Origin of the sequence: Parasphingopyxis sp. (assembly GCF_052168275.1) — a bacterium.
GTDB lineage: Bacteria > Pseudomonadota > Alphaproteobacteria > Sphingomonadales > Sphingomonadaceae > Parasphingopyxis.
In genome coordinates this window covers 18,483-30,857 of record NZ_JBQLZM010000154.1, presented here as the reverse complement: position 1 = coordinate 30,857, position 12,375 = coordinate 18,483, and the positions used below count along the sequence as shown (strand labels likewise).

At 66.2% G+C, this 12,375-nt stretch carries 13 protein-coding genes; 3 read left to right on the top strand and 10 right to left on the bottom strand.

What is annotated here, in order from left to right:
• A partial coding sequence (locus ACTS1X_RS14435) for a gamma-glutamyltransferase family protein (protein WP_442615107.1) occupies positions 1-1,165 on the bottom strand: 1,165 nt, incomplete at its 3' end.
• Between the two features lie 139 nt (positions 1,166-1,304).
• On the opposite strand from ACTS1X_RS14435, the gene ACTS1X_RS14430 reads away from it, so the two are divergent.
• The gene (locus ACTS1X_RS14430) at positions 1,305-3,095 is read left to right on the top strand and encodes an AMP-dependent synthetase/ligase (RefSeq protein ID WP_442615106.1); all 1,791 of its coding nucleotides are present in this window, start codon (positions 1,305-1,307) and stop codon (positions 3,093-3,095) included.
• Between the two features lie 17 nt (positions 3,096-3,112).
• On the opposite strand, the gene ACTS1X_RS14425 is transcribed toward ACTS1X_RS14430, so the two are convergent.
• From ACTS1X_RS14425 to ACTS1X_RS14410, 4 genes are read right to left on the bottom strand one after another with little or no spacing between them, the layout of a single operon-like run.
• Entirely contained in the window at positions 3,113-3,532 is a 420-nt protein-coding gene (locus ACTS1X_RS14425) for a hypothetical protein (protein WP_442615105.1), read from the bottom strand.
• 51 nt (positions 3,533-3,583) lie between these two features.
• Positions 3,584-4,306, bottom strand: coding sequence for a hydroxyacylglutathione hydrolase (gene gloB, locus ACTS1X_RS14420; RefSeq protein ID WP_442615104.1), 723 nt, complete (start codon positions 4,304-4,306; stop codon positions 3,584-3,586).
• 31 nt (positions 4,307-4,337) lie between these two features.
• A complete protein-coding gene (locus ACTS1X_RS14415; RefSeq protein ID WP_442615103.1) occupies positions 4,338-5,414 on the bottom strand; it encodes an NAD(P)H-dependent flavin oxidoreductase in 1,077 nt (358 codons plus the stop codon).
• Between the two features lies 1 nt (position 5,415).
• Positions 5,416-5,847, bottom strand: coding sequence for a VOC family protein (locus ACTS1X_RS14410; protein WP_442615102.1), 432 nt, complete (start codon positions 5,845-5,847; stop codon positions 5,416-5,418).
• A gap of 195 nt (positions 5,848-6,042) precedes the next feature.
• Between ACTS1X_RS14410 and ACTS1X_RS14405 the strand changes: the two genes are divergently transcribed.
• Positions 6,043-6,747, top strand: a complete 705-nt coding sequence (locus tag ACTS1X_RS14405) for an SIMPL domain-containing protein (RefSeq protein ID WP_442615108.1) — start codon at positions 6,043-6,045, stop codon at positions 6,745-6,747.
• On the opposite strand, the gene ACTS1X_RS14400 is transcribed toward ACTS1X_RS14405, so the two are convergent.
• The 5 genes from ACTS1X_RS14400 to ACTS1X_RS14380 form a co-directional block, all read right to left on the bottom strand.
• The gene (locus tag ACTS1X_RS14400) at positions 6,735-7,622 is read right to left on the bottom strand and encodes a tetratricopeptide repeat protein (protein ID WP_442615101.1); all 888 of its coding nucleotides are present in this window, start codon (positions 7,620-7,622) and stop codon (positions 6,735-6,737) included. The genes ACTS1X_RS14405 and ACTS1X_RS14400 overlap by 13 nt on opposite strands.
• 1 nt (position 7,623) lies before the next feature.
• Positions 7,624-8,373 carry an alpha/beta fold hydrolase gene (locus tag ACTS1X_RS14395; protein WP_442615100.1) on the bottom strand — a complete coding sequence of 250 codons (750 nt, stop codon included), beginning with the start codon at positions 8,371-8,373 and terminating at the stop codon, positions 7,624-7,626.
• 85 nt (positions 8,374-8,458) lie between these two features.
• Positions 8,459-9,064 carry a 2-hydroxychromene-2-carboxylate isomerase gene (locus ACTS1X_RS14390; protein ID WP_442615099.1) on the bottom strand — a complete coding sequence of 202 codons (606 nt, stop codon included), beginning with the start codon at positions 9,062-9,064 and terminating at the stop codon, positions 8,459-8,461.
• Between the two features lie 2 nt (positions 9,065-9,066).
• Positions 9,067-9,807, bottom strand: coding sequence for an SDR family oxidoreductase (locus tag ACTS1X_RS14385; protein ID WP_442615098.1), 741 nt, complete (start codon positions 9,805-9,807; stop codon positions 9,067-9,069).
• A gap of 70 nt (positions 9,808-9,877) precedes the next feature.
• On the bottom strand, positions 9,878-10,090 hold the full coding sequence (locus ACTS1X_RS14380; protein ID WP_442615097.1) for a hypothetical protein: 213 nt from the start codon (positions 10,088-10,090) through the stop codon (positions 9,878-9,880).
• Between the two features lie 179 nt (positions 10,091-10,269).
• Here ACTS1X_RS14380 and thrS point away from each other — a divergent pair, with 179 nt between their 5' ends.
• Positions 10,270-12,267, top strand: coding sequence for a threonine--tRNA ligase (gene thrS, locus ACTS1X_RS14375; RefSeq protein WP_442615096.1), 1,998 nt, complete (start codon positions 10,270-10,272; stop codon positions 12,265-12,267).
• Positions 12,268-12,375 lie beyond the last annotated feature (108 nt).

The window sequence follows — 12,375 nt, the reverse complement described above, 5'->3', positions numbered from 1 at the left end:
GGGACGTTCCGGCGGGCTGGAGAGTGCGGTCCGTGGCAGGCCCGGCCCCGCCGGCGGGCCGGCCCGCCGCCGGCGGCGTCATCGCCGTTTCGCCGATGAGCGCAGCGCGGCGATCGAGATAATCGGGGGCCAGCAACCCGTCGACCGGCACCGCGACATCGCCATAATAGGCGTCGCGATCGGCGTACATGAGCCGGCTCGCTTCGGCGAAGAGGAACCACGCCCGGGGATCGTCCGGGCCGCGTTCGGCGATGTCGGTGCGCTCGAGCAGGCCGAACAGCTGCAGCAGCGCCGTGCCGCTGGACGGCGGCGGCGGCGCGCATACGCGGTACATCCGATACGGCCGGCAGACGGGCTCGCGCTTCACCGGCCGGTAGGCCGCAAGATCGGCCATCGTCATCTGCCCGCCGAGCGGGCCGGCCCGGGTCCGCGCCACGATCGCCGCCGCGGTGCTGCCACTATAGAGAGCGGCTGGCCCATCGGCGGCCAGCCGCCTCAGAAAACCGGCATAGTCGGGATTGCGCAGGCGATCGCCGGGCTGCAGCCGGGTGCCGTCGGGCCGCGAAAAATAGGCGTCGGCGTCCGGCACCGAAAGCTGCGGGAAATCGAATGTCAGGAAACGCCCGAGCCGCGGGCTGACGATGAATCCCTGTTCGGCCGTATCGATCGCGCTCCCGAACAGGGTGCTCCAGTCGAGCGCGCCATGCTCTTCATGTGCCAGCGCCAATGCGGCGACCGCGCCCGGAACGCCCGTCGCGCGTCCGCTGACGACGGCATCGCGAAAGGAGATCGGCGCGCCTTCGGCATCGAGGAACATCGACGCGCTTGCCTGGGCGGGCGCCGTCTCGCGGCCATCGTAAACGGTGAGCGCGCCGGTCTCGCCGTCGAAATAATGGAGGAACGCCCCGCCCCCCATCCCCGAGGATTGCGGCTCGACGAGCGACAGCATCGCCTGGGTCGCGATCGCCGCGTCGATCGCGCTGCCGCCGCGCTCGAGCACGTCCATGCCGGCGCGCGCCGCGAGCGGGTTGGCGGCGATAACGAAAGGCGCCTCGGCGGCGCTTTCGACGGCCGGCGGCGGCGGTTCGGCAATGTGCGTCGGCGACGATGCGCAGGAGGCCAGCAAGAGCAGGCCGAGCGCGGCGAGAATGGGGTGAAGCGTCATCGCCGTTTCCCTTAGGCGAGCGTCGAGGGGATTGTCCATCTGGCGCTGACGCCAATATCCGCTAAAAGCGTCGCGCGCCGGTCCGTTCCGGGTCCGGCGGTGGGCCAACCGACTGTTATCTTCCCCAGGACGAATGATCATGCGCCAGCTCGAACATTTTCCCAACCTCCTGACGATGTTCTTCACCCGGGTGCGGGAGAAGGGCGATGCGCCGTTTCTCTGGAAACATGGCGGTTCGGGCTGGGAATCGATGAGTTGGCGCGAAGCCGCCGAACAGGTCTGCGCGCTGGCCGACGCGCTGGAGCGGCTGGGCCTCAAGCGCGGCGACCGCGTGATGCTGGTCTCGGAGAACCGCCCCGAATGGTGCATCGCCGATCTCGGCATCATGGCCGCCGGCTGCATCACCGTGCCCACCTACACCACCAATACCGAGCGCGACCATACGCATATCCTGGAGGACAGCCGGTCGAAGGCGGTCGTCGTTTCCACCCAGAAACTGGCCAAATCGGTCACCAGCGCGGCGCTCAACGCGACCCATTGCAAGTCGATCATCGGGATCGAGCCGATGCGCGTCGGCCAGGGCGGCGATGTGCAATTCCACGACTGGTCTTCACTGCTCGGCGCGGAAACGCCCAATGTGGAGGCGCGGGCAGCGGCCTGCGATTTCGCGCGCGAGGACACCGCCTGCATCATCTATACCAGCGGAACCGGCGGCGCGCCGCGCGGCGTGATGCAGCATCACGGCGCGATCCTCCACAACTGCGAGGGCTGTGTCGCCGTGATCTCGGAGGATTTCGGATGGAAGGAAGAGGTGTTCCTGTCGTTCCTCCCGCTCAGCCACGCCTATGAGCATAGCGGCGGACAATTCTTCCCGATCGGTCTCGGCGCGGAAATCTATTATTCGCGGGGTCTCGACAAGCTGGCCGCCGACATTCTCGAAACCCGGCCGACGATCATGGTCGTCGTTCCCCGGCTGTTCGAGGTCCTGCGCCAGCGCCTGCTCAAGACGATCGAGAAGCAGGGCAGATTTCCCAATTACATGCTGCAGAAGGCGCTCGATATCGGCGAAAAGGATTATCAGGGATCGGTGCCGATCAGGGACAAGCCGATGGACGTCCTGCTCGACGTCATCCTGCGGCCCAAGATCCGCAAACGGTTCGGCGGACGGCTCAAGGCGATGGTTTCGGGCGGCGCGCCGCTCAATCCCGAGATCGGCGTCTTCTTCCATTCGCTCGGGCTGACCTTGCTGCAGGGATACGGCCAGACCGAGGCCGCACCGGTGATCAGCTGCAACCGGCCGAAGACCGGCCTGAAGATGGACACGGTCGGCCCGCCGCTGATGAATACCGAGGTGAGGATCGCCGAGGACGGCGAAATCCTGGTCCGCGGCGAGCTCGTCATGCACGGCTATTGGCGCAACGCGGAGGAAACGGCCCGCGTCCTCCAGGACGGGTGGCTTCACACCGGCGATATCGGGCATATCGACGATGCCGGCCGGATCGCGATCACCGACCGCAAGAAGGACCTCATCGTCAACGACAAGGGCGACAATGTCGCGCCGCAGCGGGTCGAAGGGATGCTGACGCTCGAACCGGAGATTCTGCAGGCGATGGTCGTCGGCGACAAGCGCCCCCATCTGGTCGGCCTGATCGTTCCAGATCCCGAATGGGTCCGCGAATGGGCGGCGGAAAACGGCGTGCCCAATGACGAGATCGCGCTACGCGAAAATCCGGAGTTTCACCGGGCGGTTTCGGCGGCGGTCGATCGGGTCAACCAGGGGCTGTCGACCGTCGAGAAGGTGCGCCGCGTCATCCTCGCCGACGAGCCTTTCACGGTCGAGAACGACCAGATGACCCCGTCGATGAAAATCCGCCGCCATATCCTGCGCGAAGTCTATGGCGAGCGGCTCGACGCGCTCTACAAGCGGTAGGGACAGCGGTTGCCGGCCTATTCGCGCCGGTACGGCGTGAATTCGCCCAATACGCAACTGCCGAACGACGCGCCGCTGTGCGGATCGCGCACCTCGACGACTTCGCCGCTGCACAGCTGGCTCGAGCCGTAACGCTGCGACACGAGCGTGCTCTCGGACCGCAGGGTCGGACACATGCCGTCCAGATCGTTGCGGTACACGATCGGGCCCACCCGATAGAGAATCATCTGGTTGCCGATGATCGAGGTTTGCGTCGTCGGACGGGTATTGATGCAGGGCTGGCTTTCGCCCGGCGCCTTGCCGTCGAGGAGGGCCGCCATTCGCCGTTCATCGCGTTCCGACAGGGAATCGGCCCCGGAATTGGACGCTTCCATCGCATTGGCCGCACATCCGGCAAGCAGGGGCAATGCGAGCGCCAAGGGTAACAATCGAACCATCAGAGTTCCTTTCGCTTTTGCCCCCGAACCTCCCTGTTACCACAAATCCGCCTAGAACGCATCTTTCGCGGCGCGGCGTTCGGCGAGTTCGGCGGCAGACCGGGCGCGCATGAACGGGTTGGTGGCGCGTTCAAGGCCGATCGTGGTCGGTACCGTCGCTTCGCCGCGCTCGCGCATCGCCACCACATCGGCCATCCGATCGGCCAGCGCCTGATTGTCGGGTTCCGCAGTCACCGCATAGCGGCCGTTGGCCTCGGTATATTCATGCGCGCAATAGACCCGCGTCTCGTCCGGCAGCGCCTCGAGCTTGCGCATATTCGCATACATCTGTTCGGCGGTTCCCTCGAACAGCCGCCCGCAACCCATGGCGAACAGCGTGTCGCCGACAAACGCCGCCTTTTCGTCCGGCAGATGATAGGCGATATGGCCGGCCGTGTGCGCCGGCACGTCGATCACCTCGGCCACGACATCGCCGAGCTTTACGGTGTCGCCCTCCTTCACCGTCCGGTCGAGCGTCGGAATCCGCGCCTGCTCCGCCTCCGGGCCGGTGATCGTGCAGCCGGTCGCCGCCTTGATCGCCTCGTTGCCGCCCGTATGGTCCGGATGCCAGTGGGTGTTCCAGATCTGGGTGATCGACCAGCCGCGCCTTTCGGCCTCGGCGAGTACGGGATCGGCGACGGCGGGATCGACGACCATCGTCTCGGCGCTGTCGGGTTCGTGGACGAGCCAGACATAATTGTCGGACAGGACGGGGATACGGACGATTTCGATCATCCTGCGAGCCTAGCCTAGCGCGATGCCGAAGTTAAGCGCCGCCCAGCCGCCCGAGAAGCGCCAATGTTCCGCGCGCGAGATCGCCGGTTATCTCCCGAGCCGGTCGGCGCCGCCCCAATGGAGCGGCTTGCCCGGCCCATAGGGGCGTGAAGCCGTCCTCGCCGCGCGCTTCGCTGCTCTTGCGAAGCGGCGCCAGCGCGGTCGAGGCATGGGGAAAGGGCGGCGCCAGAGCAGTGATCGCGCCCACCGCATCGGTCAGCCGATTGGGGATGCCGCGGGCCAGGCCGCCGGAGAAGGCGTTCGTCAGAACCGTCCGCCGCGCTCTTTCCGACTGCAGGGCCGCGCGATAGGCGTCCGAGATCGGCGCCTCGTCCGCAAACAGATAGGCCGTGCCGATCTGCACGCCCGCGGCGCCGAGAGCGAGCGCGGCGGCGATGCCGCGCGAATCCGCGATGCCGCCGGCAGCGATGACGGGAAGGTCGACCGCATCGACGACCTGCGGCACCAACGCGAACGTTCCGATTTGCGTCTCGACCGCATCGGTATCGAACCAGCCACGATGGCCGCCCGCCTCGCTCCCCTGCGCAATGATCGCATCGCACCCCATCCGCTCGAGAAGGCGCGCCTCCGGTACGGTGGTCGCCGAGCTCAGTATCGCCGCTCCGCTCGTGCGAACGCGGGCGAGCAGGCCGGTTTCGGGCAATCCGCAATGAAAACTCACCACTTCCGGCCGCAGCTCCTCGACAAGCGCGCACATCTCTTCCCCGAACGGCGCCCGGAGTGGCGGAGGCGGCCCGCCCGGCTCGATGCCATGTTCGGCATAGAAGGGTTTCAGCGCGGCCCGCCACGACGTATCGTCGGCATCGGCCGGCAGCACATGACAGAGGAAGTTCAGGTTGATCGGGCCGCCAATTTTCTGCCGAACCACGCGCACGGCATCGCGCACCTCGTCGGCCGTCATCGTGCCGCACGGGAGCGAACCCAGCGCCCCGCCTTCCATCGCGCCGATCATGAGGTCGGTCGACGTCGCGCCGACCATGGGCGCCTGGATGATCGGATGCGCGATCCCCAGAAGGCGTATCAGCCGATCGTCGGGCCAAGCCGTCATCCTACCATTCGCCGCTATTCTCCATCGACGCCCAGGGTTCGGCCGGGGCTTTCGCTTCGCCCTTTTGAAGCAGCTCGATCGAGATATTGTCCGGGGTGCGGACGAACGCCATCCGCCCGTCGCGCGGCGGGCGATTGATCGTGATGCCGCCGTCCATCAGCCGTTGGCAGCTCGCATAGATATCGTCGACCGCATAGGCCAGATGGCCGAAATTGCGGCCGCCGTCATACTGCTCCGCCTCGCCGTCTGCCGGCGGCCAGTTATAGGTCAGTTCGACCTGCGCATCCTCGTCGCCGGGCGCCGCGAGGAAGACGAGCGTGAAGCGGCCCTGCTCGCTGTCATAGCGTTTGAGTTCCCGGAGACCGAGCAGATCGAAAAAGGCGAGGGTCTCGTCGATATCCGAAACGCGGATCATCGTGTGGAGATATTTCATCGGATAACGTCCTTTCACCGGTCAACGGTTCGTCGCAAGTCAGCAACGGTTCATCTCTGAAGCTCCATAGCCGGAACCGGTATCGGGTCGCGTCATAGACGCGCGCCGGCGCGAACGAAAGCGTTGGCGCGCGAGCAAAAGGGGTGTGAACCGATGACAGACGAACACAGCGAAAACAACGGCCGGGGCTGGCGGATGCCGGACTCGCGCACGATCCTGATCGCCAGCGGGGTGCTCGGCGTAAGCATGATCGCGGGCGGCTATCTGCTCGGCGACGGGCTGTTGCGCGCCCGCATGGCGGACCGGTCGGTAACCGTGCGCGGGCTCGCCGAGCGCGAGGTGACGGCGGATCTCGCGACCTGGACGATCTCCTATTCGGCGCAATCGTCGAACCTTGCCGAGGCGCAGGCCGATATCGACCGCGACACCGAGGCGATCCGCGCCTTTTTCGGGGAGCTGGGCTTCGAGGCCGAGGCATTGCAGCCCTCGGGGGTCAACGTCTCGCAATATAGCAACAATATCGGCCAGCAGACCTATACGATCCGCCAGCGGATGCAGCTCCGGACCACCGATATCGAGCGGGCGCAGGACGCCGTCGCCCGCCAGTTCGATCTCGTGCGCCGCGGCGTCGTGCTCGAGGAGGGGTCGGGCATGAGCTTCACCTTCACCCGGCTGAACGAGATCAAGCCGGAAATGATCGCCGAGGCGACGCGCGACGCCCGCGCATCGGCCAATCAGTTCGCCGAGGACAGCGGCACCGATGTCGGCGGCATCCGCAGCGCGACGCAGGGCTATTTCTCGATCGAGTCGCGCGACGGAGACGCCGGCGGCTATGGCGTCGCCGACACGCCCTACAAGCAGGTCCGCGTCGTCACGACGATCGATTTCTATCTGGATTGAGGTTGCGGGTCTGCCGGCTCGGAAGGCCCGGCTTCCATGCCTTCGGGCAGTTCCACCGGTACCCCGGGCCCCTCCGCGAGCAACGCAGCCAGCCGCTCGAGATTGCGCGTGGCGGCTTGGCCCGGCACGCCGTCCGGGTCCGCGGCGGCGGCGCGCGTCCAGGCCTGTTCGGCGATGTCATAGGCGTTCAGCCCGATCGCGATATTGCCCGCTTCGAGCAGCGTCGCGGCGTCATTCTGGTCGAGTTCGAGCGCCCGGTCGATGAAGTCGCCCGCGGCATCCAGATCGCCCTGCCGCCGCGCCAGGGTCGCCGACAGCAGCCAGACGGCATTGTCGTTGGGCAGCAGCGCCTGCGCGGCGATGAGATCGGCCTGGGCCGCATCGCCATCCTCCAGCACGACATGCGCCTGGGCGCGCTCGAGCAGGATATTGCCGCGCACATCGGCGCCGAGATCCGGATCGGCGAGCACCGTATCGAACCGCGCCTTCGCGGCCGCCGCATCGCCCTTTCGCAGCGCGACGCGGCCGGCATTGGCGAGGATGCCCGTGCTGCGGGTATCGTCCACGGCTTCCGCAAGGTCGTGCGCGCGCAGATAGGCGCGCTCGGCGGCATCCCAGTCCGCCTTGTGTTCATAGCCGACGCCGAGGCACAGCTCGGCCTCGATTCCGCCGTCGGTCAGCGCCCAGCGCGCGCCCTCGGCGATCGCGGCATCGGGATCCGAATCGGCCAGCCGCATGCAGTTCAGCAGGCGCTGGGCCCGGGCCATGGCCGCGGATTCGATCTCGACGCCGCTTTCCTCGCGCGGCGGGATCAGGATCGGGTCGATGGGCGGCGGGGCCGCCTGCATGGCAAGGAGGGCAAGCAGAAAACTCAAGTCACGACGCTTTCAGGCTTTCGAGCAGCCATTCTATTTGGGCCAGGAGCCGTGCGACATCCGCGATGCGCGACAGCCGGTGATCGCCATCCTTGACGAGCATGACATGGACATCGGCTGAACGCAGCTGCCGCGCGAGGCGAACCGAATATTCCCAGGGGACGTCCCGGTCCTGCTGGCCATGGATCAGCCGGACCGGGCAATCGATCGCGATCTCGGTGCCGAGCAGCCGGCTGGCCTCGCCGCTTTCGAAAAAGGTCCGGCTCGTGACATAGGGTGAATCGTCATAGTCGGACGGCTGTTCGAGCTTCCCGTCGCGCAAAATCGTCAGCTTCTCGTCCTGGGTGAAGCCCCAATCGGTGAAATCCGGCGCCGCCGCGATCCCGACCAGCGCCGAGACCCGCTCGGGATGGGCGAGCGCGCAGAGCAGCATCAGCCAGCCGCCCATCGACGATCCGATCAGCACGACCGGCCCGAGCACGAGGGCATTGACGAGGTCCATGACGTCGTCGCGCCAGTCGGTCAGCCTCTGTTCCTCGAACTCGCCATCGCTCGACCCGCATCCGGCGTAATCCAGCAAAAGACAGGCGCGGTCCTCGGCTTCGGCATAGGCCATCACCGCATTGGCTTTCGAGCCCGTCATGTCGGACATGTAGCCGGGCAGGAAGACGAGGGTCGGCCCGATGCCTTCGCGATGGCGATAGGCGAGACGCGGCCGGCCGGCCCGCTCGTGATAGCGAAGTTCAGTCACCCGGATGCCCCTTGTTGCGTGCGATTCCCCGTCGCTGTAATCGCCCTTGGCGCGAATGCGAAGCCCGGACGGCGGGCCGGGCGCCCTAACCTGCGGCCGCCGCGTCCTCGACCTGGCCGAGCCGTTCCTTGCCGAAGAACATCTCGTCGCCGACGAAAAAGGTCGGAATGCCGAACGCGCCGCGCTCCACGGCCGCCGAGCTATTGTCGATCAGGGCCTGTTTGATCGCCGGATCCTGCGCCGCTTCGACCAGCGCGGCGCCGTCGAAACCCGACTCGCGCATCGCGTCGGCATAGACCTCGGCATCGTCCATCTTTTTCGGCGCTTCCCACATATGGTGGAGGCCCGCCTCGACATAGTCCATCAGCCGGCCCTCGCGCTCGGCCGCCAGCGCGCCGCGCTGAAGCAGGACCGTATTGACCGGGAAGTGCGGGTTGAAGTTGAAGTCCGACAGCGCGTGGCTCTCGATGAAACGGCGGAATTCGAGCTGCTCATAGGCCAGCTTGTTGGGGATCGGCGCATAGGCGATCATCGGGGCCTGGTTGCCCGTCGCCTTGAATATGCCGCCGAGCAGGCAGGGGATGTAGCGGAACGTCGCACCGGTGCGCTCGACAATCCCCGGCAAGACGCGATGCACGAGATAGGCGTTAGGGCTCGCAAAATCGAAGATGAAATCGACGGTTACGCTCATGACTACCAGTTCTCCTTCCAGGGCCTGAGGTCCAGCTCGTGGGTCCAGGCGCTGCGCGGCTGCTTGTGCAGCATCACATAATTGGCGGCGATCGCATCGGGCGACAGGATGGCGCCCTCGTCGCGCTTCGCATCGACATCGGGCAGGTTTTCGCGGATGAACTTCGAATCGATCGCCCCGTCGATCACGACATGGGCGACATGGACGTTCTTCGGCCCGAGCTCCCGCGCCATCGACTGGGCCAGAGCCCTGAGCGCGAACTTCGCCCCGGCAAAGGCGCTGTATCCGGGTCCGCCGCGCAGGCTGGCCGTGGCGCCGGTGAAGAGGATCGTGCCCCGGCCGCGGGCGACCATATTCCTGGCCACTTCCCGGCCCATCAGGAAACCGGCAAAGGCCGCCATCTCCCAGACCTTGCGGTAGACGCGGGCGGTCATCTCGGTGATCGGAAAATTGACGTTCGCGCCGATATTGAAGACGGCCGCCTCGATCGGACCGACATCTTGCTCGATCCGCGCGACGAGCGCCATCATCGCGTCCTCGTCCCGCGCATCGACCGGCATGGCATGGGCGATCCCGCCGTCAGACCGGATGCCGTCCGCCAGCGTCTCGAGCGCCTCGGCATGCCGCGGGCGCCGGACGAGACAGGCCGCCAGCCCCTCCCGTGCGAAGGCGCGGGCGATCGCGCCGCCCGTGTCGTCGCCCGCCCCGATAACGAGACAGGCCCCTGGAGAATCCCCTGCCATCGCCCGTAGCGATGCGCATATCGACGATGAAAATGCAACTTGGCCCGACGCGGCGCGGGGCGCGTCTCGATCAGCTTTGGTGGAGCAAGGCCTCGGCGGGTTCGCCCACCATGCTGTCGGGCTTGGCCGCATCCGGCTTGATGCGCACCGGCTGGGCGTCGACGCTCTGGAGCACGCCGGCGTCGGCGCCGACGATCGCGGCATTTTGGCCATTCGGCACCGTGCAGGCGAGGACGAAGGATGCGGCGGCAACCATGAACAAAACGGCCCCGGCGATACGCATGATGCTAACTCCCTGTTTTCATTCGTTGGGACCCTAACGCCCCATCCGTTAAAAGTTTCCGGATCGCGCAAAAACGCGATCATGCCGCTCCCGGCGGCCATGCTGTTGCTTGACTTGCTTCAACCCCCATCTAAGGCAGCCGCTGGCGAAAATGCCGCTTAGGAGTAGCGAACAGTTCGATGGCCGATATGATTTCCATCACACTTCCCGACGGATCGGTGCGCGCAGTCGAGCCCGGCACGACCCCGGCGGATATCGCGGCGGATATCGGACCCGGGCTCGCCAAGGCCGCGCTCGCGGCGAAAATCGACGGCGAGGTGCGCGACATCATGCGCCCGCTGGAGCGCGATACCGAACTGGCGCTGATCACATCGCGCGACGAGGCCGAGGCGCTCGAACTGGCGCGGCACGATTATGCGCATGTGCTGGCCGAAGCGGTGCAGTCCCTCTTCCCGGGCACGCAGATCACCTTCGGCCCCTCGACCGAGGACGGCTTCTATTACGACTTCGCGCCCAAGGACCGGCCGTTTACGGACGACGACCTGCCGGCGATCGAGGAAGAGATGCGCCGCATCATAGCGGCGGACAAACCGCTGCGCCGCGAAGTCTGGGAGCGCGACGCGCTGATCGAACGCTGGGAGAAGAACGGCGAGACGTTCAAGGCCGAATGGGCCGCCGAGCTTCCTGAGGGCGAGGAACTGAGCGTCTACTGGTCGGGCGACGACTGGATGGACATGTGCCGCGGCCCGCACCTGGCGTCGACCGGCAAGCTCGACCCCAAGGCGTTCAAGCTGCTGCGCGTATCGGGCGCCTATTGGCGCGGCGACCAGCGCAATCCGCAGCTGTCGCGCATCTACGGAACGGGCTGGCTCGACCGGAAGCAACTCGCCCAGCATCTCCACCGGCTCGAGGAAGCGGCCAAGCGCGATCATCGCAAGCTCGGCCAGGAGATGGACCTGTTCCACCTCCAGCCGGAAGCGCAGGGCAGCGTGTTCTGGCATCCCAAGGGCTATATCATCTGGCGCGAACTGGAGGCCTATATGCGCCGCCGGATCGACGAGGCCGGCTATGCCGAGGTCAAGACGCCGCAGCTGATGGACGCGCGGCAATGGCAGCAATCGGGCCATTGGGGCAAGTATCGCGAGAACATGTTCGTCGTGCCCGACGAGATTCCCTCGACCGAAGACGAGGGACCGATCGTTTCGGGCGACGCCGACATGATGGCGCTGAAGCCGATGAACTGCCCCGCGCATGTCCTCATTTTCCGCCAGGGCATCAAGAGCTATCGCGACCTGCCGATCCGCATGGCCGAAATGGGGTGTTGCCACCGCAACGAGCCGCACGGCGCGCTGCACGGCCTGCTCCGCGTTCGCCAGATGACGCAGGATGACGGCCATATCTTCGTGCGCGAGGACCAGCTCGTCGACGAGGTGCGGCGCTTCTGCGAACTCACCGATCGCGTCTATCGCGATTTCGGATTCGAGGGCTATGCGATCAAGCTGGCTTTGCGGCCCGAACAGCGTTTCGGCTCCGACGAGGATTGGGACAAGGCGGAAGACGAACTGCGCAACGCCGTGGTCGAGGCGGGATTGGCGACCGAAGACTATGGCTGGGAGGAGCTGCCCGGCGAAGGCGCCTTTTACGCGCCGAAACTCGAATGGCACCTGACCGATGCGATCGGACGGACCTGGCAGGTCGGCACGATCCAGTCGGACCGCGTGCTGCCCGAGCGGCTCGATGCGAGCTATGTCGGCGAGGATGGCGACCGCCATCGGCCGGTGATGCTCCATCGCGCGGTGATCGGCACCTATGAACGGTTCATCGGTATCCTGATCGAGCATTATTCCGGTAAGCTGCCGCTCTGGCTGGCCCCGGTTCAGGCGGTCGTCGCGACGATCGTCTCGGACGCCGACGACTATGCCGAACAGGTCTCCGCGCGTTTGCGCGAGGCCGGCATCCGGGTCGAGACCGATCTGCGCAACGAGAAGATCAACTACAAGGTGCGCGAACACAGCCTCGCCAAGGTTGCCAACCTGCTGGTCGTCGGCAAACGCGAGGCGGAGGAGGGCACCATCGCCCTGCGGCGGCTCGGATCGGACGAGCATCAGAAGGTGATGGCGCTCGACGAACTGGTGGCGATGCTCGCCGCCGAGGCGACGCCGCCCGACCTGCGATAGCATGGTTCAATCGGCACCGGCGCAAAGCACGGCTTTGATTCCGCGCCGAAGCACCGTATATTAAGGACACGGGCGCAGTGTCGCGCCCGGTAACAGGAGATACTGCTA